Here is a 26727-nt window from a genome sequence, read left to right on the forward strand (position 1 = left end):
CTGCTAACAAATGCCAATAGCGCTTAAGGCTATAGTCCGATAGCGCTTAAGGCTATATAACGTTTGCTAGCAAACAGTGCCGACAGGCTGTTTATGAACCTGTCTGAATTACCGTGAAAGGGGCGAAATAAAGCCGTCTGGTTTTATTGCCAGTACATCACACACAAGTTCATCAATAACATGTTCTGCGGTGTTACCTATGAGAGCCGCAGAAATACCTATTCTGCCAACCGTACCTATGATAACAAGTTCAGCGTCTATATCTTTGGCTATCTTTGGAATGACTTTTTCAGGAAGGCCTTCCTTCACATAACAGCGCTTACTATCGATAGCATACTTCTCGCTGTGTGTGTTCATCTCAAGTTCGTGATGATGCTTTACCGCGTTGTTGTATGTGTCTGGGTCAAACTCAGGAACTTCAATAGCAATATTTAGCGGCGTAGCTGGGTAGCTGTTTACCAAATTTACGTTACCGCTGAGCAGCGCGGCATAATCGTTAGCAATCACCGTGATTTTGTCGTTAAGTAAGGCATGCTCGTCGTCTTCACTGCCTACATTTACCGCGGCAATAATTTCACCATTTTCAGGCCATTCATGATCTTTAACCAATAATACGGGGGAGGGACATTTTCTAAGTAGATGCCAGTCTGTAGGAGTAAAAATAACAGAAGCTAAATCGTCATGGCGCTTAGTTGCTTTTACCACTAAATCTATACTGTTGTCGATGACATAATGCACCACAGCTTCAAAGGCACGGTTGTTCCATTCCACAACTATATCTGTTTTAGAAAAACCTAAGTCGTCTAAAGTTTTTTTCAACCATCCAGCATGTTCTTTAGTGACCGCATCACGCATGGCTTCACGATCATCAGGGCTAAGCATGGTTGTCATATCGTAAGATAAGTCGTAAACCACCAGCATGGCGGTGACAGAGGCACCTGTCTTTTTGGCAAGTTCATATGCACGGCTAAGCGCAGGTTGGGTTTCTCTATCGGCTTCAATAACCGCTAAAATACGCTCATACTTAATCATAACCCCTCCAAACATAGTCAGAATTTTGGTTGCTACAATTTAAGTGTAATACCTATTTGCTATTACGTAACTTGTTTTAGATCAAAAGCTTTGAAGATTAGCTATTACAGGCGATATTAGGTGCAACCACAGACGTTAAACGTTGTGACATCTCATCAAAATCTAAAATAGTGATGAGTTTACCGTCCACTTGGATAATATTTTCTTTTTGAAAACGGCTTAACAGGCGGCTAATGGTCTCAATAGTTAGACCAAGATAGTTCCCAATTTCATTTCGAGTCATGGTTAGGTGAAATTCTTTATTTGAAAATCCACGTTCTTCGAAACGTTGAGAAAGCTGAGAGAGGAAATACAATAGACGTTCTTCCGCTGAGCGTTTATTAAGCAACATCATGAGATCATGATCTTGTTTAATTTCCGCACTCATAAAACTCATTATTTGATGTCTTAACTTAGGAAATTGAACCGACATTTCATCAAGCGTTTCATACGGTAATTCGCACACCATGGCGGTTTCTAATGCCTGAGCATAACTTTGGTGCTTATTTTCCCGTAAGGCATCGAAGCCGATAATATCGCCAGGGAAGTGAAAACCTGTAATCTGCTCTTCACCATCTGAATTGGTGACGAAAGACTTAAAAGAGCCCGTGCGTACTGCGTAAAGAGAGTTGAATTTATCTCCCGACTTTACCAGCAAATCACTCTTGTGAAGGGGTTTCTTTCGCTCAATAATATCATCTAAAGATTCAATCTCAGTCTTGTTTAGCGCAACGGGCAAACACAAGTGGCTGAAACTGCAATTTTGACAATGAATTGAGAATTGGCTTCCTTTGCTCATAGGTTCAAACTATAAATAGGGTCGACTTAATATTAATCTTACTCTTTTGTTTATGAAATTGCTGCATAAATTAAAAAGAGAGCGTAAATAGCCACTATTACGGAAAAGCATTGTCTTACCACGGGGTGCCTAAAACCAGCTATTAGGTACTGGCTACCTGCGCTTGCAGCTAACAAAGTGGGCAGAGTACCTAACCCAAAAAATAACATGATGGCAGCGCCGTCAACGGCCGACCCCGATGCTAATGACCACGTTAACGTGGAATAGACCAACCCGCAGGGTAGCCAGCCCCATATAAAACCATAGGGTAGTGCATAAACCGGGCTTTTGAATGGAAGAAATCGTTTAGATATTGGCTGAATAGCTTTAAATAAGCCGCGTCCCATAGCTTCAATATAATTCAAGCCTTGCCACCACTTTCCCAAATAACACGCTAATAGCAGCAGCATAACGCCACTAATCAAAGATAAAACGGGTTTAGCAATAGGCACAAACTCGGTGGCCATTTGGCCGACAGCGCCTGTAATAGCGCCGGCTAATGTGTAGCTGAGGATACGGCCAAAATTATAGGCAAGGGTGTAGGGTAATGCCGGTTCATTACTTGGCGTTACTGTGCGTAGTGCGGCAACAATACCACCGCACATACCCACACAATGCACGCCGCCAGCAATTCCAATGAAAAAAGCAGAGAATATATTAATCTCTGTCATCTGTTTCTTTGCGTTGTTGTAACTGCTTTCGCTGCTCGGCTAGCTTCTTTTCATCACCTGATAAATCATCATCAAACAAAATGCTGTAGCCCTGTCTATCAAGATCTTCAAACTGATTGGTTTTTACCGCCCAGAAAAAGATAACCAGTGCCAGCGCAACAATAATAATAGCGATGGGAATTAAGACGTAAATGATACTCATATTATTTACTTAATAACCTCGTTGAATTGGTGACCACAATAATACTACTCAGTGACATGCCAACCACGGCCATCCAGGGAGAGAGTAACCCCGACACTGCAAAGGGTAGAATGATAATATTGTAACCTACTGACCATGCAATATTTTGCTGAATTTTACGTTTTGCCTGTTTCGCCACAGAAAATAAGGTTGGCACCGATAGCAAGCTGTCTCCTAGCAAAATAACATCGGCGGCTGTTTTGGCCACATCTGTGGCGTTTCCTACCGCAACCGCCACATCTGCGCTAGCAAGAACAGGGGCATCGTTTATACCGTCGCCCATCATCATGACTTTGCGACCTTGCTTTTGCAAAGTATGCACCTGTGAATATTTTTGCTCCGGTGATAAGCCACCCTTTGCTAAGTTGATTGGTAAACTAGCAGTAAGTGCATCAACGTTTTTCTGTGTGTCGCCACTTAGCACCACTAATTGATGTTCATTCAGTGCGGTGAGTGTCGCTAAGGCATCTTGCCGCAAGCTATCATTTACGCAGAACGCGGCCATTAATACACCGTCGGCACACAAAAACACATTTGCCGGTATATCTACCTTTGAGGTGGTTGATAAATTACAAAATACGGCTGAACCCATAGTAAAAACGACGTTGTCTATCTCACCACTAATGCCGCCACCTGGTGTAACGGTAAATCCGTTCATGGTATTAGGCAGGGTTCTATGTTTTGACTTAACATTATCGTTGTCGAAGGCACGGGCAATAGGGTGCTCAGAACGAGACTCTAACAATGTAGTTAGCGCCATTACCTGCACTGGATCTACCCCTTTAGCAAACCAGCGCTGTTGCAATGAGAACTTACCTTCGGTCAGTGTGCCGGTTTTATCAAGGGCAATGGTATCAATATCGTTAAGTTGCTCTAAGGCGTCAGCGCGCTTTAACAAAATGCCCTGACGATTCAGCTTCGCCATAGCGCAGGTTAACGCTGAAGGTGTGGCTAAGCCTAGCGCACAAGGGCAGGTTGCCACTAATACAGAGATGGTGATCCAAAAAGCATCTTCACTGCCCACAAACGACCAATAACTGTACGTTAAAGCCGATATCAGCAATACCGAGAACACAAAGTAACGGGAAAAGTTATCGGCAATCTGCGCAGCTTTTGGCTTGCTTGCCATGGCGCTAGCTTGTAAACGCACGATTTGATTGACCAAGGCATGCTTTAAGCTTTGGGTCACTTTAACCGTTAGTGTGCCATCTTGGTTTACTGTACCGCCGTAAACTACATGGCTGGCCGATTTACTGACGGGGTTAAATTCTCCCGTTAACATAGACTCATCAACCGCAGCGGTACCGTCTAGCACAATACCATCGACAGGGATGGTCTCACCGGGCTTCACTAGTACTACATCATTGGGCGCTAATTGCTTTGCAAGGATCTGAACGATACTGCCATCACCTTCAATTTTAGCCGCTGAAACCGGAATATATTGCATCATATTGGCTGAAATTTGCGCCGCACGGTGCCTGCTTCTATGTTCAAGGAATCGGCTCAACAGCAGTAGAAAGATAAACATGCATATGGATTCAAAATACACTTCACCTTGCTCAAGCAAAGTGGAACGTAAACCCGCAAAGTAGGTGCCAAATACCGCGAGGGTGACAGGCACATCCATATTCACGGTTTTTGCGCTTATTGCCTTCAAAGCACCTAAATAGAACGCGCTTCCTGAATAAAGTACTACGGGGGTGGTAAGGGTGAGTGCAACCCAATAAAAGTATTGACGGGTTTCTTGTTCAATGGCACCAAACCAATCGAAGTAAAGCCCAGCCATTAGCATCATCACCTGCATGGTCATGATGCCTGCCAAGCCTAACTTTTTAATAAACGATTTTTGCTCGCGTTTATAACTCGCTTCATGTTCATCTGGGTGAAACGGTGAGCCAACATACCCTATGCGTTTTAGTGTGGTGAGTATCTGGCTAAGTTTAATAACATCGGGTTCCCAGGTTATTAGTGCGCGACGCTCTTGAACGTTTACGGCGACTTGCGCAATACCTGATACTTTTGAAAGCTGCTTTTCAATCAGCCAACCGCACGCTGCACACGTTATGCCTTCAAGGGTTAGCTGTATTTGCTTGTGCTGTCCTTCGTCAAAAACAAACTCTTCTTGAAGGGCTGGGTCGTCATAAACGTTAAGCGCAGAAAGGCTTTCTAAGATACCATCGTCTGACTTTTGGGCTGGCTCAGTACGAAACTGATAATAATCTTCTAAGCCATTATCAACGATGGCTTGAGCAACAGCTTGGCAACCAGGGCAGCAGAGCTGCCTGGTTTCCCCTAATATTACTGCTTCATATTTGTGTGTTGCATCGTTAGGTAACGCGCAATGGTAACAAAGGTTTTCGCTCATTACGGATTAAACTTGATGGCGCCAGAGTAGGGAAGTTGCAACGTATTTTGTACTTTCCAACTGTCGTCTACAGGAGAAAGCGAGACTTGCCATTTACCGGTTAAGTCCTTTTCGACAAAACCACGGTAAATACCATTAGCATCACGACTTAATAATACACTTGCATCACGCTCTTCGATGGTCACATGATAAAAATTCAATTTAAGGGCGTTTCCTTCTTGAGGAATACCTGAATGGAATTTTACTGCAATACTGCCATCAGTAATGGTTAACTCTGTTGTTATGTTTTTGCGTTTCGCGATGGCTTCTTTATCTAGCCGGGCATTAATGGCTTTACCTTCTTTGTAATAATCGTCTACTACTAAGCTGTCTTCGGTTGAAATAGCCAATTTCAATAACACGCCACCCATTACTAATGTAATTAGGGGAACAGCAATAAGGAACCAGGGCCAAAATTGTTTATACCAGGGTGTATTCATTAATTACATCAACTCGTTTACTACAGGAAAACCGGCGCGATAGGAAAAATAAGGCATCCAGTTGAAGATGTGTATTTTCTCATAAAAAAAGCCCCGTGATAACGAGGCTTTTTAGCATTATTGTTGGTTATACGAATTTAGTCGTTAGAAAGACTATAAACGTACGATGCAACAACGTGGATTTTGTCATCACCCAAGGTTTTCTTGAATGAAGGCATAACACCATTTCGGCCGTAGGTTAGTGTTTCAGTAACCGCACGATGGCTTCCGCCATATAACCAAATGTTGTCAGTCAGGTTAGGCGCACCAAGTGCTTGGTTACCTTTACCGTCCATACCATGACAGGCAGCACATGCAGCAAAGCGAACTTTACCTGCATCAGCAAGTTGCTGGTCAACATCACGGCCGCTTAGGCTTAATGCATATTCAACCACTTCTTCGATGCCTTGCTCACCCATAACATCTATCCATGCTGGCATAGCGGCTTTACGGCCTAACGTTAGGGTTTCAACAATTTTTGCACCCGAACCACCATATAACCAATCGTTATCAGTAAGGTTAGGGAAACCACCGTTTTGCCCGCGAGCATCAGAACCGTGACACTGAGAACAGTTTTGCATAAACAAACGCTGTCCTACTTTATTCGCTTCAGGGTCGTTCGCTAGCTCCTCAACAGGAATTTGCGCATACGCTTCGAAAATTGGGTCGAACTTTTCAGCTGCATAATCCAACTCACGATCGTACTCTACAAACTTGCCTTGCTCTTTTGCATCGATACGCGCTTGCGCCGATTCTTCAAGCGTCAATATGCCTTGGTTTGAGCTCTTCCAGCCAAATAAGCCTTCGTATGAACCCAATCCAGGATAAAGGGCAAGATAGATAAAACCCCAAATGATTGTCATGTAGAACATGATTGTCCACCAACGAGGAAGTTGGTTATTCAACTCCTCGATGCCGTCAAATTCATGCCCCATTGATTCTCCTTCTGGCACGCCTGTTTGGTTAGACAAACACCAGCGCAGAAGGAAATAGCAACCAATGATTAACCCTAGGGTTATCACTGAAATCCATATTGTCCAAAACATACTCATAAGTTCGAGACTCCTGCTAATCTTCTTTTGATTTTTCTTTGTCTTCGTCTGCGAAAGGCAAATTCGCCGCTTCATCAAACTTTTGCTTGTTGCGGCTACTAAAAGCCCACCAAACTATGCCAATGAAACTAACAAAGACGATGACAGTAAAAATGCTACCTACTATTCCTTGATCCATATTATTTCAAATGTGTGCCAAGAGATTGTAGGTATGCAATAAGGGCTTCCATTTCAGATTTACCCTGTACTGCCGCTTGTGCTCCCGCGACATCTTCGTCGGTATACGGTACGCCAAAGCCTTGGAAAACTTCCATCTTCTTGGCGGTTAACTTACCGTCAAGTTTGTTTTCTGCAAGCCATGGGAAACCAGGCATATTCGACTCAGGTACCACGTTACGCGGATTAAGCAGGTGAACACGATGCCATTCATCACTGTAACGCCCACCAACACGTGCTAGGTCAGGACCAGTACGCTTAGAACCCCAAAGGAAAGGGTGTTCCCATACTGACTCACCAGCAACACTGTAGTGACCGTAACGTTCTGTTTCGGCACGGAACGGACGAATCATCTGACTGTGACAACCAACACATCCTTCACGGATATAGATGTCACGGCCTTCTAATTCTAATGCTGTATAAGGACGTAAGCCTGTTACCGGTTCCATTGTTTGCTGCTGAAACATCAGCGGCGTAATTTGAACCATGGCACCGAAGCTAATCGCAACAAGGATTAGCACGGTTAACAGGCCGACATTTTTTTCAATTAACTCATGTGGATTTTTCATTATGTCGTCTCCTTATTACGCTGGCTGAGTTGTAACATCAGCAGCGATACTACCTTTAGGGGCACGAACGGTTTTCCATGTGTTGTAGGCCATAATAAGCATGCCAGTAACCACGAAACAACCACCAATGAAACGAACCACATAGAAAGGTTTAGACGCTTCAAGCGATTCGACAAAGCTATACGTTAATGTACCGTCAGCATTTACTGCACGCCACATTAGCCCTTGAAGAACACCTGACATCCACATTGCTACGATATATAGCACCACACCAATTGTTGCTAACCAGAAGTGAACATTAACAAGACGTGTGCTGTACATCGCTGGCTGACCAAACAGGATAGGTATTAAGTGGTAAATAGAACCAATTGATACCATGGCTACCCAACCTAGTGCACCTGAGTGTACGTGGCCGATAGTCCAGTCTGTGTAGTGAGACAGTGCGTTAACTGTTTTAATTGCCATCATTGGGCCTTCGAAGGTAGACATACCGTAGAAAGACAATGAAACAATTAAGAAACGTAATACAGGGTCAGTACGCAATTTATGCCATGCACCAGATAGCGTCATTATACCGTTTATCATTCCGCCCCAAGAAGGAACGAATAGAATGATAGACATCACCATACCTAGCGACTGTGTCCAATCGGGTAGGGCAGTATAATGTAAGTGGTGAGGACCAGCCCAAATGTACAATGAAATCAATGCCCAAAAGTGAACAATAGATAATCTGTACGAGTAAACTGGGCGACCTGCTTGCTTAGGAACGAAGTAATACATCATGCCCAAGAAGCCAGCAGTTAGGAAGAAACCTACTGCGTTATGGCCGTACCACCACTGCATCATGGCGTCTACTGCGCCTGCATACAATGAATAAGACTTAGTGAAAGACACCGGAATGGCCATGCTATTACCAATGTGCAATACAGCAACGGTAAGCATGAACGCCCCTAAGAACCAGTTCGCAACATAAATATGCGACACTTTTCGGATAACTAGGGTTCCGAAGAAGTTAATGATATAAGCGAGCCAGACTAGCGTAATCAATATATCGATTGGCCATTCTAGTTCAGCGTATTCTTTCGAGCTGGTTAAACCTAAAGGTAGAGAAACTACTGCCAATACGATAACGGCTTGCCAGCCCCAAAACGTAAATGCAGCAAGTTTGTCACTGAACAGTCTAACCTGAGAGGTACGCTGAACGATGTAGTATGACGTTGCGAACAACGCACAGCCGCCGAAGGCAAAAATAACGGCATTGGTGTGCAAAGGACGCAGACGCGAAAACGTTAGCCATGGTGTGTCAAAGTTAAGCATAGGTGCAAATAATTGCGCGGCAATAAATACCCCTAGGCCCATACCAATGATACCCCAGACTATGGTCATAATGGTAAATTGCCTAACTACTTTATAATTGTAGTCAGGTTGTGCTTGGCTTATTTCACTCATTTTAATGAATCTTCCACTTCAAATGAACTATGGTCTCCAACAGCCGTTCAAGTACGGTCTAGACATGCGAAAGCAACGGAATAACGCTTCACACCGAGCTCGGAAAGAGTAATAATTATAGTCTCCAAGCCAGTTGGTACGCGGATGATAAGGTTTTTAATTACAAAAAGATACCATAAACTACCTGAGCTTGATCTCCATCAATGAAGAAATATACAAAATTTAAGAAATGCTAAATAACAGTAACAAAAAGAGATCATTTTATTCACAAAGGTGGCTTACCCCGCTTTGCATTTTTCTCGTTGCAGTATGTGTATTTGCAGTGCATCAATACCAAATGTCCGCTACGCCTTCTTCGGGCTCCATAAAGGAAATAGGAGAGAGCTGTACATTTGTCAACGAGCACTGTGAATTTTTAATACATGGCAGGCATGCTTACGCGGAATTTTCAGAGAAAGTAGAACCTGAAACCTCTATTACCTTAGTACTCGATTTACCTGTAGGCACAAAGATAGAAAGTGCTTGGATAGAGGGCGTGAACATGTACATGGGTAAAGTGCCCGTGCTGCTTGAAAATAAACACAATGGCGAATGGTCAGGTTGGTTTATGTTGGGAAGCTGTAACGAAGAAAAAATGAAATGGCAATTGCGGTTAAATATAGAAGGTCAGGCAGCACCAAGCTACCTGAACTTCGAAACGACAATGTAGTATTAATTACATTTGAGACTGCAAGTAGTTAGACAAGCCAAGGCGTTTCACTAAGCCAAGTTGTTGCTCTAACCAATGGGCGTGATCGCGCTCGGTATCGTCAAGCAGTACAACTAAGATGTCACGTGTTACGTAGTCTTTTTCAGATTCACATAGCGCGATGACTTCTTTAAGTTTTGCATCTACTTCATATTCAACACGAAGGTCGCTCTCAAGCATTTCAGGTACATCTGAACCTACTTTAAAGCCAGTTCGCGTGACCATGTCTGGTACGCCTTCTAAAAACAGCATACGCTCGATAAGTTTAGTGGCGTGGCCACGCTCATCGTCAAATTCGTGATCGATACGCTCATAAAGTTTAGTGAGCCCCCAATCTAAATACATTTGAGAATGAATGAAGTATTGATCCATAGCGGCCAATTCGTAAGAAAGTAGCTCGTTTAGACCTTTAATGATGGTTTGATTACCTTTCATTAGTCATCTCCCATTACTTGAGCCTGAAGGTAGTTTTCAATACCCATAGCGCCAATTTGATATTCTTGAGTTTCAATCCAATCTAAATGATCTTCTTCGTACTCTAAAATTGATTCTAGGATGTCGCGCGTAACGTAATCCTGCTTCTCTTCGCACAGCGCGATAGTTTCACGTAACAGTGGTAGCTGCTCTTTTTGGAACCTGGCATCGCAGCTCAGCATTTCCTCAGTATCTTCACCAATGTAAAGTTTGCCCAACGCTTGAAGATTAGGTAACCCTTCTAAAAATAGAATGCGCTCAATCAACTCATCTGCTTGCTTCATGTCTTTAATCGACTTTTTGTAGTTCTTTTCATTGAGCTCTTGTAAGCCCCAATTCTTGAACATACGTGCATGCAGAAAGTACTGATTTATAGACGTTAACTCACTGGTGAGTACATCATTCAGCTTCGCGACGACTTGTTTGTCACCTTGCATAATAAAAACCTTAATTATCAATATGACGCTAGTGTAGAGTGAAAATACGTAAATGTCAAAAAATTACTGTAAAAACAATGGCATACAAATAGAAATGGTTATCACTTCATCCTTTGTTTGCATTAAGAATAGTCGACTATTTTTGTTGCGTATTTGCATAGGCTAAACTTTCTTCGGCAAAACCTAAACCCGCCTCGGTGAAAAAGTTAAATACTTTATCAACGCCTTGTTCTAGCAAATGATTAACTTCATCTTCATACCGTGCGATCGCTGCTACTTTACCGGTATAACCCGCGTTTCTAAGCTGACGGGTGATATTGATTGCATCTTGTATAGAAGGCAGCGCTAATAAAATTAAGTGAACATTTTTAAGTTCTAGGTTGTCCCACAAGTCTACATCTTCACCATCACCGCAAATAACGTTTAAGCCTTCGCTGGCCATCTGCTTTACTTTCACTCTATCGGCGTCCATACCCCATACACTCACCTCGGCAAGTTTAGACAGCGCATTAAACGCACCTTGCCCAACCCGTCCCATTCCCAATACTAAAAACTCAGCTTTGTGCAAAGCAGGGTAAATGTCTTCTTTAAGCCGGCGGTTTTTTTCGAAACGTTTAATCGTGTCTTTATATTTATGATATTGAGAATGCGAGGTGCGATACAGCACACTAGTAATAACGAAAGAGACTGACAATGAAAGTGCAATCACTACTAACCAGCTTTCAGCCAATAAACCCAGAGATACCGCAAGCGCGCCTACAATAAGTCCAAACTCACTAAAATTAGACAGCACTAGGCTGCTTAAGTAAGACGTTCGGCCTCGTAATCGAAGTGACGTAAATAAGCCAAAGAATAGGGTGGCCTTTATAGGGATAAACAAACAGAATACCAACGCGATAATAATCATATTGAAATCAGGAAGCGCGGTCAGCCCGATGGTAAGGAAGAAGCCTATCAAGAATAAGTCTTTGAAACTAAGCAACGATTTAGCAAGCTCACTGGCCTTTTCATGTTGCGCTAACATAATGCCAAATATCAGAGCACCTAGATCGCCTTTGATATTCACCAGCTCGAATAGGTGATAGCCGCCTAAGGCAAGAATGAACCCAGTAAGAGGGAGTAACTCTCCGTGACCTGACTTATTGATAACACGGTTAATAAGCGGCATCGCGGGAATAAGTGCCAACAACCCAAGTGCCCACACCGAAGGGAGTTTGCCTGTGGCAGCCACTAAAAATATAACAGCAAACACATCCTGCATAACCAAAATACCAATGGCAAGTCGGCCATGACGGGTTTTACTTTCACCGCTTTCTTCTAGCACCTTAATAACACAAACCGTACTGCTGAAGCTTAACGCAAAAGCAATCAGCGTAGCGCTTTGCCACGTTAGCCCTTCTATATACTGGCTGGCTACAGCAGCAATGCCATATACACCGCAAGTCACGATGCCCACCCAGATGAGGGTGTGGGTAATACTACCGGCCCATACTTCGCGTTTACTTAAGTCGCGAATGTTTAACTTTAAACCAATAGTGAACAACATGATGGTAATACCTAAGTTGGCTATCTTGGTAAGATCATCAGTGAGCGTGTAGCCTGAAAAGTTGAGTAAAAAGCCCGCGACTAAGTAACCTACTAACGGGGGGATCCCAATAAGTTTAACCGTTAAACCGCAAACAAATGCGAACAGAAGAAATGCATACTCCATGAATTACCTTTCACCATTTCGATTAATTAGTACCAATAGAAATGTCTGTAGTCCGTTTAAGCCATGACATTTCTACCTCACATTCTTACATTAGTTAGCGCGGCGATCACACAAAATGCTCAACACGCTGATGTATATAGAAGTGTTTAGATTAGCATGTAATGAAACACGAGCGAATGGGAAAAGATAGATACCATTATGTTGCGTTTATATCACTGTAGGTTTTAGCAATTAAAGATATAGTAATACGTAAACATGCCGCTTAATAAAACCCAAAATTGTGTTGGAACAGTAAAAACTGATAATCACACATGGAGTAGCTATGCGAAATCAAATCTTAGGAGCCTTAACGGCATTATTTATTTTTAACCTACTGGTAGGTTTTTACTGGCATCCAGCGTGGTGGTTTCTATTATTAACCGTGATGTTACTCGTTTTAGCAATCGTCGACACAGTCCAGAACAAACATTCGATTCTAAAAAACTTCCCATTAATTGGAAGAACTCGCTGGACCGTTGAAACACTGCGGCCCTTTATACAGCAGTATGTTTTAGAATCAGATACTGGCGGCGCACCTATTTCACGTATGTTTCGCTCTATTGTGTACCAACGAGCTAAAAACAGCAGAGAAACAATTCCTTTTGGCACCCAATTAAATACTTACGACGATGGTTATGAATGGATAGGGCATTCATTATCGGCCCGTGATATTGATGAAATGAACCACGATCCAAGGGTAACAATTGGTGGAAAAGACTGTAAGCAACCTTATCTTGCAAGTATTCTAAATATCAGTGCGATGAGCTTTGGTAGCTTGTCTAAAAATGCCATTCTGGCGCTTAACAAGGGCGCAAAGAAGGGGAACTTTTTCCATAACACTGGGGAAGGTGGGTTAACGCCTTATCACGAAGAAAACGGTGGTGACATTGTTTGGCAAATTGGTACTGGCTATTTTGGGTGCCGAACCAAAGACGGGAAGTTTGATGCCGACCTGTTTAAAGAAAAAGCATGTTTGCCGCAAGTTAAAATGATTGAAATAAAGTTAAGCCAAGGCGCTAAACCCGGCCATGGCGGTATATTACCGGCTTATAAAAATACACCCGAAATAGCGAAAATTAGAGGCGTAGAGCCAGGTACTCAAGTAGATTCACCGCCTCGTCATAGCGCTTTTTCTACGCCGTTAGAGATGATTGATTATATACAAAAGCTACGCGATCTAAGTGGCGGCAAGCCTATTGGGATTAAACTCGCGTTAGGTAGAAAAAGTGAATTTATTGCCATGTGTAAAGCCATGGTAGAAACCGGTATTACACCCGATTTTATTACCGTAGATGGCGGTGAGGGTGGTACAGGCGCCGCCCCGTTGGAATACACAAACTCAATTGGATTCCCGCTTAGAGAAGCACTGGCATTTGTAGACGATTGTTTGATTGGTTTCGACTTAAGAAAACAAGTTAAAATTATTGCCTCAGGTAAAATTATTTCAGCATTTCAACTTGTTAAAAACTTAAGTTTGGGCGCAGATATTTGTAATAGTGCACGAGGTATGATGCTAGCGCTTGGTTGTGTGCAGTCGCTTTCGTGTAACACTAATAAATGTCCAACCGGCGTTGCAACGCAAGATCCAAAGCTGGCGAAAGGGCTAGATGTAACGGACAAATCTGAGCGAGTGTATCGCTTTCACAAAAAGACGCTGCATGCGTTAATGGATATGCTGTCTTCAACCGGCCATGTAAGTACAACAGAATTAAACCGCACGCATATATTTAGACGGGTAGACCAAGCAAGTATCGCACGTTACGACGAGATTTTTCCACTAGTGAAAACCGGTACACTGTTAGGTGATGATATTCCAGAGCGATTCAAGCTGCACGTCAAAGAAGCTAATTCTGATAGCTTTATGCCGTGCAGCTTATTGGCTGAAATAGAAGAAGAAACGAAATCAGTGTCTTAATTTCCACTTTGAGCATCTTGTTCTGGCATGCGTAATTGATACAAACGATACTCAGAAGTTCGATAGGGGACGACTTTATATTTAGGTTGTAAATAAGCAACTAAATCAATGAGTTCCTGAACAGTAAGTACATTGTTCATATTACGCATGCGAGACTCTCCATCTACGGAAGTCATACTAACAGGCTGCCTACGCGTTAACTTATGTGAGGGATTTATCACGCTGGTGACCAGTTCTCCGTAGGTTGTGATCCTGCCGCTGCTTCCCCCTAGAGGGATTGGTTTAGGCACTAGATAAGCATGATCTTGTGGCATCGTTATGCCTTCTATTTGGTGACAGTCTGTACAGTGATACTTCTGGAATGCCACTTTACCAGCGTCTGCATTTCCCTCAGGTAAGCTAAACCCCCGAGGCGAGTCTGGTCCTAAATCGCATCCCGCCAATAACAACGCGATTAATGGTAATGCAGTAGTAAGTTTTGCCATGTTCACGACTCCAACTTTATTATTCTGAAATTTCATTATGGTGAAAATCTAGAACGGCGAATTGATTTCAATCAAAGAAATGTGAAGAGAAGTTAACTATATTGTGATTATCCACTCCCGTTAATGGAATGAACTAATGGACGATTACAATACTGTTTTAGTACCTATAGATGTGTTTTCAGACTATTCGCAAATTTTAGCGAAAGCCATGCGGGTAGCATCAGAGCCAAAAAACGTTCATTTACTTTATGTGGCATTTCCACAGACTAACGTTGAGCCATACGGACTGTTTTTGGAACGTGACTATTCACAAGACGTGCAAGAACAAGCAATGACAAAATTGAAAGACATTGCAGCAATCAACAATATTCCAGATAGTAACGTAAACGTAGAAATTGGTTCACCTGCGGATGAAATACATCACTTAGCTGAAAAGTTAAACGCCGATCTGATTGTGATAGGCACACACGGACAAAGTGGGCTTCGGCTTCTTCTAGGATCTACGGCGAATGCTGTACTGCACGGTGTGAAAAGAGATGTGTTAGCGGTAAAAATCTAAACACTGGCATCGTGAATGACATTGATACCAGTGCTGAACGACTGATAACATATCTGTCATTTAAATAAGTTAGTGTCTAGGAATTATGACTAAACACTGTAACGTTATGCCACCAAAGCGCTCAGGTTTTACTCGTTTATATTTTGCTACTATCTACTCTTATAGAGGAATAAAAGCGGCATTTTCCAGCGAAGCCGCGGTTAGGCAAGAAGTTGTAGCAATGGCAGTATTACTTCCCATTGTGTTCATGCTTGAAGTAACAAACAGCGAAAGAGTGTTGTTACTCTTCTCACTGTTTGTCGTACTAATCACCGAACTACTTAACACTGCCGTAGAAAAACTATCAGACCACGTGAGTACTGATATGCACGAACTGATAGGGAAGGCCAAAGATATTGGATCGGCGGCGGTATTTATCAGTTTGATACTCGTGTTGGTAACATGGGGGATTATCTTACTGTAGCAAACCGTGAAAGCAACGTTCACAGAGTTAGAAACAAATCCCCACCAAATGATTATTATACTACATAGATTTTCACATGGTTTCTGGGCTTTTCTTTTCGTCGTAACATTGCTCGATTAACTCCACCACAGTACTACTTAAATTCTTTAGATGTGATGCATCAACACGACTTTCACCGCCGTGATTTAAATCGGAAATAGTGAACACCACATCCTCGCCGCTAGAATTCACATGAACGAGTACATTATCTTCCTCATCGACAAATGGCACTTTGATATAAAGCGGCTCATTGTTGTCAGCAAAGTAGTCAATGGCTTCATCAATTGAAGTAAATGCTGGTTTCTTTTCCGGATGAAGTGACCACGTTTTAGATGGAATGACGAGCTCTGCAATTGTTTTACCGTGTGACGGGTTAATACCATTAGACATAACATTTCCTTTTTTAATACCTATGCTAGTTGATACGAACCCATTCCATAATTGGGTTCAAATTTGATAGCAAACACGGGAAAAGAAGTGAAAGATTTGGAAAAGAGAAGGGGAAAGACGGGAACGATCAGCATAAATAGTTACGCGTAACTTTGTGAATGGGTTAACACTAGTAATATCAATAAGATATGCGATTAGTGTTCTATCCCAAAGAATTACACAATTAGGACAAATAACGAGGTAAATCCAATATCGAGCACGGGCAGTTGAATAAAACCTAAAATTAACGTTTAAATTTTTCTGATAACTTAGCCATACCGCCTCGTTTCACATTAGCTTGTTGAGTATAGTGACCAGGCATTTCAGGGGACTGCCAGCCGCCGGCCAATTGGAGTTCGGGCAAGGTAGCACCATTTTCTGCAAGTGAAACTGCGCCACCAACTCTGCCACTATGAGGCGTAATGTTTTCTTTTATTCCTGCACGGGCAGCAACTCGTTTCCATATTCGATAAACACTCGAATAATCGAGAATTGAAGATTCATATAATGGTGAATGTTGATGTGTATTTGGCTGTTCGTTATAAGGCAGCAGCGCATGCCCGCGGTTTGAAACACGGCGAAAAAGAATACCTTTGTTTAAACGGCGAGGATCATCAATTAGTCTTTCGCTCTGCGTCTTAGCATCAAAGTTAGCCTCTGCAATATATTCATCAACCATGTTGATAGTACTAGTAGAGATAAATCGATGTGAACCCTTGCCGCTTTGATCAGACTTTGATGTAACAACTAGCAATGCATTATTGCGTCTACTAATATGCTCAGCACATACACGTACTAGCTCATCAGCGCGTAAGAGTGCATCGAACATTAAGTTCATAATCGTTAAATCTCGCATTTCTAACAATGTGTCTGGAATAATTTTATTGTTTATTTCGTCCAATAAATCGATAGTAAGCGGAACGGCTTGGTTATGACTAAGTTGGAACTTACAATTTTCAATAAGTGACAAACGAACGAAGTCCCGCAGATACACCGATTGGATGATAGGATTCGGAAGTTTCGCAATGCCTAAAAATTTACTCAGCGCTGATAGGCGGCGTTTGATAGTTCTGTAGGCGAGGGGAGACTTACACAGTTCTTCTACATAGCGTTTAATTGCGTATTCGTTATGAGAGAAATCATCACTAAAACTGTCGATACGTTCTGACTGGCAGAAAATGGCGAAGTCGTTAAAGTCACTGATATAAGCGCGTTGGGTATTGCGAGGTAGCTTTGTAAATATGTCACGAAAATACGCATCAACATATTCAGCTCGTTCTGTATTGGTACTGTCACCATCGACAATAGACAGTTGTGTATTTGAACCAGGTTTGAATATAGACGACATCTAACTAACTCATTGTTTTCACGACAATTTGGCTAAGTAATTTCATGCATGATAATTACAGTTATCATGCGTGAAATTACTGAAGTAGCCCTATACTAACCCGATTCTACACACTTAAACTGTTGTTATATACAGCTGTAATGGTAATAACCACATTTTCTTTTTTAATCGGCTATTTATTAAACGTGCGCTACGTAAAATTTAACGGTATATACCTCTATTATGCGCTTAGATTTCACGTAGGAGCGCGTTAAAATTACTCAAGTTTCAACTTTACTGAGGCTAATATTACTCCCAACAATTAACATATTCAGTACTAGGTTAAGCGTATATTCAACTAGCATCACTTATCAATAAACACCTTACAGCCTGTATACGTTGTTTTTAGGCATAAAATATCCTCTCTAAAAGACACAATAAAAATTGATGCAACACACAAAGTATAAAATTTGAATTATAAAAAGGTTAGGTGTCTTACCAGCGGCAAGAAAAGTAAATAAGAAGTACTAGATAATCACCGCGTTAAATTAGATGGAGCTAAAATATGAATATCGTGTTGTTAAACAAATCTAATTACTAATAATAACCCTGACATTATCATTGATGCATAAACACGATAAGGTCTCGTTGAGACACACAAGCACATAAATAAAATAACTGACTAATTTTTTTCCATATAAAAATACTCAACACGCTTAATAAAGCGTCGTTAGTAATAACCATACGTAACGTATTTATAAAGCCGCAATAAACTATTAATAATGTTCGCCACGCTGCAAATTTAATAGTAAGTACATAATCCACGGTAAGCTTCTAATCATTTTCCTTAAGATTGTCCTTTAGAAAGTAGTTTCCATTTCAGCCAAATAAATTTAAACATATCGGTAAAACACACCTAAACCTAGGACAGGGAACAGCCTTAGTACTGGCCACAGCGGGATAGAGAGTTGGGAATGCATCGACACATGAACGCGCCTACCTACATAGATAGGCTGAACTACCGTTTAGGTCACTGAAATTCGATATTTTAACGTAAGTACCTGTTTTTTATATATAGGTCATTTAGTTTTAAAGTTTTCACTTAACGTTACCGCGACAGATATCGCTGAATAAAATGTCATTAAAACTACAAAACCTTTGGGCCTATCATCATAAATTTTATAATAGAAAACCTCTGGATTTGCTCCAAAATTTTTTGTCTCGCTTAAGAACGATGTTACACGCTCAATAGTATCGTCAGTTATTCTATTTACTTCATCAGAATTTATAGAGCTCAAATCACGTAATTCATTGCTCATAACAAGCGTGGCGCCTTCCCACTTACTTTGAGTGTGATGGTAATACAATCCACATGCTATGTGCGATAACACGCTGTCAAAACGTCTTAGGTCGATTGAATACGCTGCAGTGTGTTCTACTTTTCCATCGGGATGTTTCAGCATTACACGTTGATAGTTATCTAAAAAGTTCGAATATGTGTCAGGTCGACGGTCAATTGCTCGCATGATCTTGGTATTAAACAGCTGCTCTTTTATGTCATTTCCATGAAAGCACGTAGACAGACAAAACACTAAATACTCATCGTCTTTACTCTTACTATTATTGTGTTCCTCGCAAGATGGTACCGTAATTAATTCTTTGCGTAGACTGAGCTCCCTAAGCACATCTTTTTGTTTTGGAAACAATGCTTTCGGAGGAATATGCTCCTTCGTTGTCGCTAAGGCATCGCACATGTAGCATGTTGTCTTTCGCATTAGCTACTCGACTTTTCTGTCTTTACCAGACGATGCACGTCGTTTTCGTTCTACCTGGACATAAACCGTATCGGTCGTTGCACTACTAGAGTGCCCTAAATCTTCGGATAAATCTTTCAGTGGACGATCTCTTTCAATCTCCATGCTGGCACCGGTGTGACGCAAGTAATGTGTCGTTGCTTCATTTAATTTCTGTGCGGCTTCTACTCCATGTTCAGACTTCATCTTGTCGAAAGCCTCATCAAAAACATGCTGTACAAGCCTGGAAATTTGACGACTCGTTAAACCACCGCGACCGCGAATTTTTTCGACCAAAACGGTTTGTTCACCTTTGGATGGTAACGGTGACAGTCCACGCCATTCTCTATATCGTTTCAAAAACGTGAGATAACCCGGTGGTACCGTGATATCTCTAATCTTTTTGCCTTTTCCATAGGCCTTAAACCACCAGTTATTGTCCTCATCAGTCCAAAAATGGCTCATTAACGGTGTCCAGTCTTGGCGCTCTGAAAGCTCTGAAAGCCTCAGAAATAGGGTTTTCATGGTAGCAATAACGAATAAATTGCGTTCCACAAGCGGATCGTTATCTGCCATCTCAACCGCAGTATCCAAGAGATATTGCCATTGCTGCTCCGTTAATCGACTGATCGTTTTCACCTGACTGTCTTTAATCATATATTTGCAGTCACGTTTTGCTAATGGAATAGGATTGCCGAAACAAATTTCTTCATCGATGAGATGACGGTAAAAAGAACTTAATGCCACAAAGGTAGATTCGAGGGTTTGCAATGACGGTTGGTACTTTTTCGGATCGAGCACTCTTTCCTTATCGTATTTTGGCGGCGTTTGTCTGAACGGCGTCCACTTAAGGTTTGAAGCAAAATATCCGTTATTGAGGCTAAATCGATCATGGAGCTGCGTACTTATCCATTTAACTGGTGGCGCCACACAAAAATCAATGTATCGCAAAATATCTGCTTTACGTAAGTCGTCTACTGGCTGCTTATCCACCATGAAGACCCACAGTAGAAACTTTTCGATGTCATTTCGAAAACGCACATACGTGTGCTGTGATTTGTTGCGACCGATATATAAAAGATATTCTTTCGCCCAGTCCCAGTGCTGTCTCATCCATATTGGTTGCTTATCTAAGAATGAACTTAGTTGTGGATAGTCAGACAGACTGAGCTCTGCCAGCTCAGTATACGTGGGAAACAACGGTGTAGGTTTTGTGATTGCCAAGAGTGTTGTGATTGTTAGTTAAGATGCAAACACTATAACTTACCTGCATACGTTATGTCTAATACTAAACCGTATTAGACATAGGAGGATTTTAAAGATAGGATGTTCGACGGTGATAATAAACCTTTCCTCTCTGACGAACAAAGGTAAATTTAATTTGAAATGGCAAGGCGAATATTGTTTTGGTGAAACCTGGATTGCGTTTCGAGGTATGAGCGCAGAAAATAATTTGCATGCCCATGCCGCTCTGCAGTTGGTTGCAGGCGCAGGCATTACTGTTACCGATGACAACACATTTGAAAAACAAGGTAATGGGTGGTTAATTCCCTCAGGTGTTAAACATAGAATTACTACATCATCACCCATCGTCATTCTACTTATTGAACCAGATTCTTTTTTTGCCGACGCTCTGCAACCCTCTCAGCAAAAAGGTTTAATAGTACAAAGCCTCTCTCTGGAAATGTTAGACACGTTGTTAGCGGATATTCCTTTGCGTGACATGATGAATAAGCTGGAAACACTTTATCATCAAAATAACAGTGTCATTGACGCACGACTAATCTCGGCGATGACTTATCTCAACAGTATCGATAAGCGCCCGACTGTCGAGCTTATCGGGAAACATGTAGGTCTTTCAGTCTCTAGACTTCGCGCCTTATCGACACACTACCTTGGCGTCCCATTTTCAAAAATCATTGTATGGAAACAGGTAAACTTGGCATTTCAATCATTAGCAAAAGGCGCTTCCTTAGCGGATGCCGCTTATGATGCAGGCTTTGCCGATCAAGCTCATTTTACACGAATTCTGCGCGACACTATTGGCGTAACACCAGGACAAACCCAAAATATGGATAAACAATAGGCGCTTTTGCTTAATACAGGCGATTTGTTCAATACCCTTCGACTAAAACCTTGAATAATTCCGGTTCATAGACAGTTTGAAGGCAGCAAAATTATGAAACCACTTCTAAAACGTGAATATGAACGCTCAAAGAAATTGGCTCGGGAACTCGAAGCAACAGGAGATTTATCATCTGCCTTCATCGCGTTAGAGCGTGCGCATATTCTGGGTCAACGTTATCTTATTCCTCATATACACGCTCATCTTTTAATGTTGAAGATCGGACTAAAACAACGGGATGTCCGTGAAATTTTTGGACAACTGCTCAGGATCGTTGCAACAATCCCAGGCTATCTTTTGGGGTGGGTGCCAAAAGGTAATACCGGAGGTAGTAACGTATCGGCGCTCAAACCTATGCCCCTCCCTCCCGATCTCGCGCCGGTTTTAGCCGATTACAATGTATGGCGTGATGTGATGAAGCGAGCAATAATCTTTTGTGTGATCGCACTGTGCGTGATTGCTTCATTGTTTATTTTTGACGCTCGCCACCAGTCATCCGCTAGTGCATTATCGCAATACTGGACATCTCAGCGCTTTACACCCATATCGATTGGAGAAAGTACACACAGACTGAGTGTCACGCCCGTGGTTAATTTTTATGGGGAGCCGGGGTTTGCCACAGAGGCTGGTGTTTCATACTTAGTGCAAACGGATAAGCACACCGTGTTATTTGATCTGGGACACAACCGACAACAAGCACAAGAATCTCCACTTGAGCAAAACTTACAGCGCCTTGATGTAAACACTGATGAACTTGATACTGTTTTTATTAGTCATTTCCATCGTGATCATATTGGTGGGCGTACATGGGAAGAAAAAAGCAGTATAGGCTTTGGTTTTAACCAACCAGCACTGGTGAATACGTCTATTTTTGCCCCCATCCCACTTAGCTATCCTGGCAAGGATGTAACGACTATCGACAAGCCGACGATACTCATGGATTCACTGGCGTCAACCGGCCCCATTCCTCGACAGCTAGTCTTGGGCCGAGTTGACGAACAAGCCTTGGTGATCCATCTCGAAAACAAAGGACTCGTGGTAGTTGTCGGGTGTGGTCATCAAACACTGACTGCGCTGATAACCCATATTGAAACACATTTTGAGGCTCCTCTATATGCGTTAATCGGCGATGTACATTTTCCACTTGAAACAGGCCGGCTGCATATTGCTGGTATAGATATACAGCGTCGTTTGGCGTCAGGTAGCGGGCTTTTTTCTCCCATCAGTAAACAAGATGTACTTAATGATATTGCGTTAATGTCACAAAAATTCGACATAGTTGCGTTAGGTGCTCACGATACAAGCGACCAAGCATTGGTATTGGTTGAGGAACACTTTACCGGCGAATTCATACCCGTTCGCGCCGGTAAACCCATACATTTTGATGAGTTTGTTACAAGACTAGAGGAGGCACGCTAATGTCACCTATCAACGCCACTTATTTACAAGCCACTCCCCTACTTGATTTCGATACGCCCGCTATTCAGACGCTTATTGCCGAAAAGGAGTGGCAGTCACTGACTACCTCTGAGCGTATTGGTGCTATTTACCACTTTATACAAAACGATGTCGCATTTGGGTATAACAAACGTGATGATATAGCTGCTTCGGAGGTGCTTAAAGATGGTCTTGGTCAATGCAATACCAAGGCAACCTTACTGATGGCACTGTTAAGGGCAACCGGTATTGCATGTCGTTTGCATGGGTTTACCATCGATAAGCGATTGCAAAAAGGTGCTATCACGGGCTTACTGTATATACTCGCCCCACGGCTAATCATTCATAGCTGGGTAGAAGTACAACATGACAAAGAGTGGATCTCGTTGGAAGGCTTTATTCTCGATAACGGCTATTTAAACAGTGTTCAAAAGCGATTCCCAAAAGCTACGACGTTTTCAGGTTACGCCATCGCCACTAAAAACCTGCAATCACCTAACATTGCTTGGTGTGGAAAAAACACTTTCATTCAAAGTGAAGGGATTGTCGATGATTTTGGCATTTTTGATTCTCCCGATACGTTTTATCAAGCCCATGGTAATAATTTAAAGGGATTCAAATCCTTTTTATATGAAAATATTTTACGGCATAGTTTGAACCGGCGAATCGACTACATCCGTTCAAACAAGCTTTAGGAGAGCACAATGAATAACCAACAACGTAAGAGTAAAGTCTTTATTTCACATGCCATTTTTAACCGCATTTGGTTGCTGGTAATTGGCCTGATATTCATTATCAGCGCTATATCACATAGCTTTATTTGGGAACAATCGGTTGTACACAACTTGCTATTTCATCCTCTGATTATTCTCGTCGGATTAGGCCTTTTTGCGCTATATTGTCAGTCTCGAGAATGTTCTAAACTGTAATATAAACAGCGCAATTAATAAGAGGGCACTCGAACTCATATCGAATGCCCCAGCTCAGTACACAACAAGCTTTTTGTAAACCAATCGAAACAAAACAGGCAGCACTACCAGTGTTAGCAAGGTTGACGATATTATCCGCCGATGACCACTGTGGCCAAAGGCCGTTATACCTCTGCGCCAGTATCCACGTTGATCGGCATGGGCACGAACACAAGGCTTGCTGCCAATGCGGCCATCAATATCGGCCGTAACCGCGTTAGTGCGCTGTCAATAATTGAACGAACCAATTCCCCTGTTTCTTCCAGTATTTGTCTGATATGAACAATGAATAGGTGACATGACTCAATAGTTTAAGCACTCTAGCTTGGCTAGAGCGTAAATCTGAGAGACACATAAAATGATAATAAGCGATTTATCGATACAACGATAAGCCATAATAAAGCGATGCTGAACTTACTAAGAAAAGTCTCTTCGGTATTGGCGGCTGATCATGTTGCGTGTATTTGTTCCAGCTGCTAACCGTGTTTTAGTTTTACATACAAATTAACGGTTACCAAAGGTGCATAACACTAATCCCGCAACAATAATGCGGAATTAGTGCATTTCTGTCTAAAAGTATACACTAGAACCGATAATTTACGCCAATTTCAAACGAACGCTCAGGGCCAACATAAATACCTTGTCGCATGCCGGTGATGTAGCGTTTATCAGTTAGGTTTTTGATAGCGCCGAATACCTTCATATTTTTGTTAACGGTATAACTAGCGTTTACATCTAACAAGGTATAAGCAGGTAACAAGCCACCCCAAATGCCACCCGCGGCATCATCAGGTATGTCTACTGTGTTGCTTGCATCACCATATTGTTCGCCTCGATGATGCACGGTTAATGCCCCGCTTAACTTATCACTTTCATAACTCAAAGCAACATTGGCAATTACTTTTGGCGCATACGGAAGTCGGTTTCCACTATTTTCTCCTGTTTTAAATTCTGAAGTTGGGATAAACGTAGCGTTAGTATCAATATAAAAGCCACTACCAATATCATAGGCTAACAGCAATTCCATACCTAAATGTTCAGTTTCACCGCCGTTGGACTGAGACAAATTAGGGTCGCTATTACCCGTTACCACTTGATTGCTAAAGTCCATGATAAAAGCGGCTGCTTCATAAGTAATGTCGCCCTGCTTTCCTCTGAGGCCTAGCTCATAGTTAGTTGAACGCTCTCCATCTAAGTTTTGATCGCTCAGCCCGTCAAGTGCCACACCGTTTGAAGCGGGCGAGAAAGCGCGGTAAACACCACCATAAATTTGTGCCGAATCATTCAAGTCGTAAGTTGCGCCAACACCGGGTAGAATTTCGGTGTTGCTGGTTGTTGCTTCTGCATTATCGTTGGTTAGTATTATTCTTTTTTGCTCATAGGACTCTACTCTAAGGCCGGGTGTAAAAGCAAAAGCATTGCTTAATTGAATACGGCTTTGGGCATAGCCGGCATAGCTTTGCGCCGAATCAATACGGTGGCGATCGTTTGCTCCTGTGCGATCGGAGCTGCGCAGCGCTCGAATTCGGGTGTCGTTTGACTCCTCTTGCATGAAACGTAAGCCAAATTCACTGTTGGCTTCTACACCCATAAGGCTGTGTTCTAAAGTCAAGCGAGTTTCTATTCCAACGCGCTCAAACGAGCGATTATTTCCGGTTAAACTGTCGGTATATACCCAACTATTGGCCTCGTTTGAGGCCTCAGTATCAACACTATAACGCCAATAATCGCGGCTCACGTCACTCCAATAAACAAGGGTGTTTAGGGTTGCGTCGTTAGATAATGACCATTCGTGATTAATATCAAACGCTGTACGCTCGGTTAAGTAGTAATCGTCTGGTGCAGGGTTGTAGTCTTCACCCGCTTCATACTCAGCTAGTAATAATCCACGATAAGAGATATTTGCGTCATTTTCATAACGCGATAGTTTAATGCCTAACTTTTGACCATTGTCAAAAATAACACCAGCTTTTGCCATTACATCGGTCATATCATAGCCTTTATCCATAAAGCCATCGCTGCTAGCGCGGGTTGCTAAAACACCAGCAAATGCATCCTCGTCTTCGTTTTTGCCACCCGCTTCTACAGTAATTTCTTGCATATTAAAGGAACCAGCACGGCCAGTGAGGATGACACCATCATCGGGTGTTTTAGTTTTATAATTCACTACGCCGCCTATTGTGGATGGGCCATAGCGAAGTGAAGCTGAGCCTTTCAGTACTTCAATTTGACTTACACGCTGAATACGGGGATTAAAATAACGGGCGTTACCAATAAAAAGACCCGGTGCAACGGGCACGCCATCTTCTAAAAGTAGAGACTTAGATTCACTTGCTGAAAGGCCCCGAATACCAATGTTAGACACTATGGCAGTTTCTTCTTCACTTTTAATATTCACACCGGGAATACTTCGCAAAACATCTTGTGTCGACAAGGGTTGAATTTTATCAATTTGATCTTGATTGATAATAACAACGCTACCCGTTTGTTTTAAAAGAGCGGAGGTGCTGTCGCCTATTACGCGAATAACTTCTATAGCAGGCATTATTTTGTCACCCGCCTCGCCTACATCGGGTGTTTCTTGAGCTAGTGAACTGAAAGATAGTAGTGCGGTCGAAACTGACAAAGTTAAGCGCGTTAGCTTTGTTTGCATAAAAAGTATTCCTTGGTGGGTAGTGATAAGGTAAAAAAGAAGTTGCATTAATTAGCTAATGATAATACGAATACCTATCATTAGCAATATGGCGCACAACCAATGTCGCAATGACTGATAATTTATACTTTAGTA

Annotated in this window: 27 protein-coding genes and 1 pseudogene; 8 read left to right on the forward strand and 20 right to left on the reverse strand. The window is 42.2% G+C overall.

Features of this window, described 5'->3' with window-relative positions; translation table 11 throughout:
• Positions 1-108: 108 nt before the first annotated feature.
• From uspE to ccoN, 10 genes are all read right to left on the reverse strand, one after another.
• Entirely contained in the window at positions 109-1032 is a 924-nt protein-coding gene (gene uspE, locus C7Y69_RS15645; RefSeq protein ID WP_126873330.1) for a universal stress protein UspE, read from the reverse strand.
• Positions 1033-1129: 97 nt separating this feature from the next.
• The gene (fnr, locus tag C7Y69_RS15650) at positions 1130-1870 is read right to left on the reverse strand and encodes a fumarate/nitrate reduction transcriptional regulator Fnr (protein ID WP_041452525.1); all 741 of its coding nucleotides are present in this window, start codon (positions 1868-1870) and stop codon (positions 1130-1132) included.
• A gap of 50 nt (positions 1871-1920) precedes the next feature.
• Positions 1921-2580: a sulfite exporter TauE/SafE family protein gene (locus C7Y69_RS15655; RefSeq protein WP_013784119.1), complete on the reverse strand. Its 660-nt coding sequence runs from the start codon at positions 2578-2580 to the stop codon at positions 1921-1923.
• Positions 2567-2782: a cbb3-type cytochrome oxidase assembly protein CcoS gene (gene ccoS, locus C7Y69_RS15660; protein ID WP_013784118.1), complete on the reverse strand. Its 216-nt coding sequence runs from the start codon at positions 2780-2782 to the stop codon at positions 2567-2569. The genes C7Y69_RS15655 and ccoS overlap by 14 nt, the downstream gene beginning before the upstream one ends.
• 1 nt (position 2783) lies before the next feature.
• Positions 2784-5186: a heavy metal translocating P-type ATPase gene (locus C7Y69_RS15665; RefSeq protein ID WP_126873331.1), complete on the reverse strand. Its 2403-nt coding sequence runs from the start codon at positions 5184-5186 to the stop codon at positions 2784-2786.
• Positions 5186-5665: a FixH family protein gene (locus tag C7Y69_RS15670; protein WP_013784116.1), complete on the reverse strand. Its 480-nt coding sequence runs from the start codon at positions 5663-5665 to the stop codon at positions 5186-5188. The genes C7Y69_RS15665 and C7Y69_RS15670 overlap by 1 nt, the downstream gene beginning before the upstream one ends.
• A gap of 137 nt (positions 5666-5802) precedes the next feature.
• Positions 5803-6756 (reverse strand): cytochrome-c oxidase, cbb3-type subunit III, encoded by a 954-nt coding sequence (gene ccoP, locus C7Y69_RS15675; protein ID WP_041452524.1) that lies wholly within the window; start codon positions 6754-6756, stop codon positions 5803-5805.
• A 16-nt stretch (positions 6757-6772) separates the two neighbouring features.
• On the reverse strand, positions 6773-6934 hold the full coding sequence (locus C7Y69_RS15680; RefSeq protein WP_013784114.1) for a cbb3-type cytochrome oxidase subunit 3: 162 nt from the start codon (positions 6932-6934) through the stop codon (positions 6773-6775).
• Position 6935: 1 nt separating this feature from the next.
• The gene (gene ccoO, locus C7Y69_RS15685; RefSeq protein ID WP_013784113.1) at positions 6936-7541 is read right to left on the reverse strand and encodes a cytochrome-c oxidase, cbb3-type subunit II; all 606 of its coding nucleotides are present in this window, start codon (positions 7539-7541) and stop codon (positions 6936-6938) included.
• Between the two features lie 15 nt (positions 7542-7556).
• On the reverse strand, positions 7557-8990 hold the full coding sequence (gene ccoN, locus C7Y69_RS15690; protein WP_013784112.1) for a cytochrome-c oxidase, cbb3-type subunit I: 1434 nt from the start codon (positions 8988-8990) through the stop codon (positions 7557-7559).
• Between the two features lie 322 nt (positions 8991-9312).
• Here ccoN and C7Y69_RS15695 point away from each other — a divergent pair, with 322 nt between their 5' ends.
• Entirely contained in the window at positions 9313-9699 is a 387-nt protein-coding gene (locus C7Y69_RS15695) for a hypothetical protein (RefSeq protein WP_260563534.1), read from the forward strand.
• Positions 9700-9705: 6 nt separating this feature from the next.
• Here C7Y69_RS15695 and bfr (C7Y69_RS15700) read toward each other — a convergent pair whose 3' ends face one another.
• From bfr (C7Y69_RS15700) to C7Y69_RS15710, 3 genes are all read right to left on the reverse strand, one after another.
• Complete coding sequence (bfr, locus tag C7Y69_RS15700; RefSeq protein ID WP_057791833.1) at positions 9706-10173, reverse strand: bacterioferritin; 468 nt, start codon at positions 10171-10173, stop codon at positions 9706-9708.
• The gene (bfr, locus tag C7Y69_RS15705) at positions 10173-10649 is read right to left on the reverse strand and encodes a bacterioferritin (RefSeq protein ID WP_013784109.1); all 477 of its coding nucleotides are present in this window, start codon (positions 10647-10649) and stop codon (positions 10173-10175) included. Before bfr (C7Y69_RS15705) ends, bfr (C7Y69_RS15700) begins: the two co-directional genes overlap by 1 nt.
• Before the next feature lie 136 nt (positions 10650-10785).
• A complete protein-coding gene (locus C7Y69_RS15710) occupies positions 10786-12360 on the reverse strand; it encodes a cation:proton antiporter family protein (RefSeq protein ID WP_126873333.1) in 1575 nt (524 codons plus the stop codon).
• A 322-nt stretch (positions 12361-12682) separates the two neighbouring features.
• On the opposite strand from C7Y69_RS15710, the gene C7Y69_RS15715 reads away from it, so the two are divergent.
• Entirely contained in the window at positions 12683-14314 is a 1632-nt protein-coding gene (locus tag C7Y69_RS15715; RefSeq protein WP_126873334.1) for an FMN-binding glutamate synthase family protein, read from the forward strand.
• Here the strand turns inward: C7Y69_RS15715 and C7Y69_RS15720 are convergent.
• Positions 14311-14799 (reverse strand): c-type cytochrome, encoded by a 489-nt coding sequence (locus C7Y69_RS15720; protein WP_126873335.1) that lies wholly within the window; start codon positions 14797-14799, stop codon positions 14311-14313. The genes C7Y69_RS15715 and C7Y69_RS15720 overlap by 4 nt on opposite strands.
• Positions 14800-14935: 136 nt before the next feature.
• Between C7Y69_RS15720 and C7Y69_RS15725 the strand changes: the two genes are divergently transcribed.
• Together C7Y69_RS15725 and C7Y69_RS15730 are read left to right on the forward strand one after the other, a co-directional pair.
• Positions 14936-15358, forward strand: a complete 423-nt coding sequence (locus C7Y69_RS15725; RefSeq protein ID WP_126873336.1) for a universal stress protein — start codon at positions 14936-14938, stop codon at positions 15356-15358.
• An 85-nt stretch (positions 15359-15443) separates the two neighbouring features.
• A complete protein-coding gene (locus C7Y69_RS15730; protein WP_244360485.1) occupies positions 15444-15821 on the forward strand; it encodes a diacylglycerol kinase in 378 nt (125 codons plus the stop codon).
• Positions 15822-15893: 72 nt separating this feature from the next.
• On the opposite strand, the gene C7Y69_RS15735 is transcribed toward C7Y69_RS15730, so the two are convergent.
• The 4 genes from C7Y69_RS15735 to C7Y69_RS15750 form a co-directional block, all read right to left on the reverse strand.
• Positions 15894-16250: a hypothetical protein gene (locus C7Y69_RS15735; protein WP_126873337.1), complete on the reverse strand. Its 357-nt coding sequence runs from the start codon at positions 16248-16250 to the stop codon at positions 15894-15896.
• 283 nt (positions 16251-16533) lie between these two features.
• Entirely contained in the window at positions 16534-17637 is a 1104-nt protein-coding gene (locus C7Y69_RS15740) for a tyrosine-type recombinase/integrase (RefSeq protein WP_013784102.1), read from the reverse strand.
• 1058 nt (positions 17638-18695) lie between these two features.
• A complete protein-coding gene (locus C7Y69_RS15745; RefSeq protein WP_126873338.1) occupies positions 18696-19391 on the reverse strand; it encodes a hypothetical protein in 696 nt (231 codons plus the stop codon).
• A gap of 3 nt (positions 19392-19394) precedes the next feature.
• Positions 19395-20633, reverse strand: coding sequence for a tyrosine-type recombinase/integrase (locus C7Y69_RS15750; RefSeq protein ID WP_049588607.1), 1239 nt, complete (start codon positions 20631-20633; stop codon positions 19395-19397).
• Positions 20634-20790: 157 nt separating this feature from the next.
• On the opposite strand from C7Y69_RS15750, the gene C7Y69_RS15755 reads away from it, so the two are divergent.
• The 4 genes from C7Y69_RS15755 to C7Y69_RS15770 all read left to right on the forward strand — a co-directional run bounded on the left by C7Y69_RS15755 (position 20791) and on the right by C7Y69_RS15770 (position 23900).
• Positions 20791-21495: a helix-turn-helix domain-containing protein gene (locus C7Y69_RS15755; protein ID WP_015067768.1), complete on the forward strand. Its 705-nt coding sequence runs from the start codon at positions 20791-20793 to the stop codon at positions 21493-21495.
• A gap of 93 nt (positions 21496-21588) precedes the next feature.
• Positions 21589-22953 carry an MBL fold metallo-hydrolase gene (locus C7Y69_RS15760; protein WP_012518528.1) on the forward strand — a complete coding sequence of 455 codons (1365 nt, stop codon included), beginning with the start codon at positions 21589-21591 and terminating at the stop codon, positions 22951-22953.
• Entirely contained in the window at positions 22953-23666 is a 714-nt protein-coding gene (locus C7Y69_RS15765; RefSeq protein WP_012518527.1) for a transglutaminase-like domain-containing protein, read from the forward strand. The genes C7Y69_RS15760 and C7Y69_RS15765 overlap by 1 nt, the downstream gene beginning before the upstream one ends.
• A gap of 9 nt (positions 23667-23675) precedes the next feature.
• Positions 23676-23900: a hypothetical protein gene (locus C7Y69_RS15770; RefSeq protein ID WP_012518526.1), complete on the forward strand. Its 225-nt coding sequence runs from the start codon at positions 23676-23678 to the stop codon at positions 23898-23900.
• A gap of 54 nt (positions 23901-23954) precedes the next feature.
• Here C7Y69_RS15770 and C7Y69_RS22090 read toward each other — a convergent pair.
• A pseudogene (locus C7Y69_RS22090) lies at positions 23955-24217 on the reverse strand (efflux RND transporter permease subunit); the annotation flags it as partial.
• A gap of 305 nt (positions 24218-24522) precedes the next feature.
• Positions 24523-26592, reverse strand: a complete 2070-nt coding sequence (locus C7Y69_RS15780) for a TonB-dependent receptor family protein (RefSeq protein WP_012518524.1) — start codon at positions 26590-26592, stop codon at positions 24523-24525.
• Positions 26593-26727: the final 135 nt, after the last annotated feature.

Origin of the sequence: Alteromonas sp. KS69 (assembly GCF_003989595.1) — a bacterium.
GTDB lineage: Bacteria > Pseudomonadota > Gammaproteobacteria > Enterobacterales > Alteromonadaceae > Alteromonas > Alteromonas naphthalenivorans.

Coding starts and splice junctions, on each gene's coding strand:
- uspE (WP_126873330.1), bottom strand. CDS start 1,032: ATGATTAAGTATGAGCGTATTTTAGCGGTTATTGAAGCCGATAGAGAA.
- fnr (WP_041452525.1), bottom strand. CDS start 1,870: ATGAGCAAAGGAAGCCAATTCTCAATTCATTGTCAAAATTGCAGTTTC.
- C7Y69_RS15655 (WP_013784119.1), bottom strand. CDS start 2,580: ATGACAGAGATTAATATATTCTCTGCTTTTTTCATTGGAATTGCTGGC.
- ccoS (WP_013784118.1), bottom strand. CDS start 2,782: ATGAGTATCATTTACGTCTTAATTCCCATCGCTATTATTATTGTTGCG.
- C7Y69_RS15665 (WP_126873331.1), bottom strand. CDS start 5,186: ATGAGCGAAAACCTTTGTTACCATTGCGCGTTACCTAACGATGCAACA.
- C7Y69_RS15670 (WP_013784116.1), bottom strand. CDS start 5,665: ATGAATACACCCTGGTATAAACAATTTTGGCCCTGGTTCCTTATTGCT.
- ccoP (WP_041452524.1), bottom strand. CDS start 6,756: ATGAGTATGTTTTGGACAATATGGATTTCAGTGATAACCCTAGGGTTA.
- C7Y69_RS15680 (WP_013784114.1), bottom strand. CDS start 6,934: ATGGATCAAGGAATAGTAGGTAGCATTTTTACTGTCATCGTCTTTGTT.
- ccoO (WP_013784113.1), bottom strand. CDS start 7,541: ATGAAAAATCCACATGAGTTAATTGAAAAAAATGTCGGCCTGTTAACC.
- ccoN (WP_013784112.1), bottom strand. CDS start 8,990: ATGAGTGAAATAAGCCAAGCACAACCTGACTACAATTATAAAGTAGTT.
- bfr (WP_057791833.1), bottom strand. CDS start 10,173: ATGAAAGGTAATCAAACCATCATTAAAGGTCTAAACGAGCTACTTTCT.
- bfr (WP_013784109.1), bottom strand. CDS start 10,649: ATGCAAGGTGACAAACAAGTCGTCGCGAAGCTGAATGATGTACTCACC.
- C7Y69_RS15710 (WP_126873333.1), bottom strand. CDS start 12,360: ATGGAGTATGCATTTCTTCTGTTCGCATTTGTTTGCGGTTTAACGGTT.
- C7Y69_RS15715 (WP_126873334.1), top strand. CDS start 12,683: ATGCGAAATCAAATCTTAGGAGCCTTAACGGCATTATTTATTTTTAAC.
- C7Y69_RS15720 (WP_126873335.1), bottom strand. CDS start 14,799: ATGGCAAAACTTACTACTGCATTACCATTAATCGCGTTGTTATTGGCG.
- C7Y69_RS15725 (WP_126873336.1), top strand. CDS start 14,936: ATGGACGATTACAATACTGTTTTAGTACCTATAGATGTGTTTTCAGAC.
- C7Y69_RS15730 (WP_244360485.1), top strand. CDS start 15,444: ATGACTAAACACTGTAACGTTATGCCACCAAAGCGCTCAGGTTTTACT.
- C7Y69_RS15735 (WP_126873337.1), bottom strand. CDS start 16,250: ATGTCTAATGGTATTAACCCGTCACACGGTAAAACAATTGCAGAGCTC.
- C7Y69_RS15740 (WP_013784102.1), bottom strand. CDS start 17,637: ATGTCGTCTATATTCAAACCTGGTTCAAATACACAACTGTCTATTGTC.
- C7Y69_RS15745 (WP_126873338.1), bottom strand. CDS start 19,391: ATGCGAAAGACAACATGCTACATGTGCGATGCCTTAGCGACAACGAAG.
- C7Y69_RS15760 (WP_012518528.1), top strand. CDS start 21,589: ATGAAACCACTTCTAAAACGTGAATATGAACGCTCAAAGAAATTGGCT.
- C7Y69_RS15765 (WP_012518527.1), top strand. CDS start 22,953: ATGTCACCTATCAACGCCACTTATTTACAAGCCACTCCCCTACTTGAT.
- C7Y69_RS15770 (WP_012518526.1), top strand. CDS start 23,676: ATGAATAACCAACAACGTAAGAGTAAAGTCTTTATTTCACATGCCATT.
- C7Y69_RS15780 (WP_012518524.1), bottom strand. CDS start 26,592: ATGCAAACAAAGCTAACGCGCTTAACTTTGTCAGTTTCGACCGCACTA.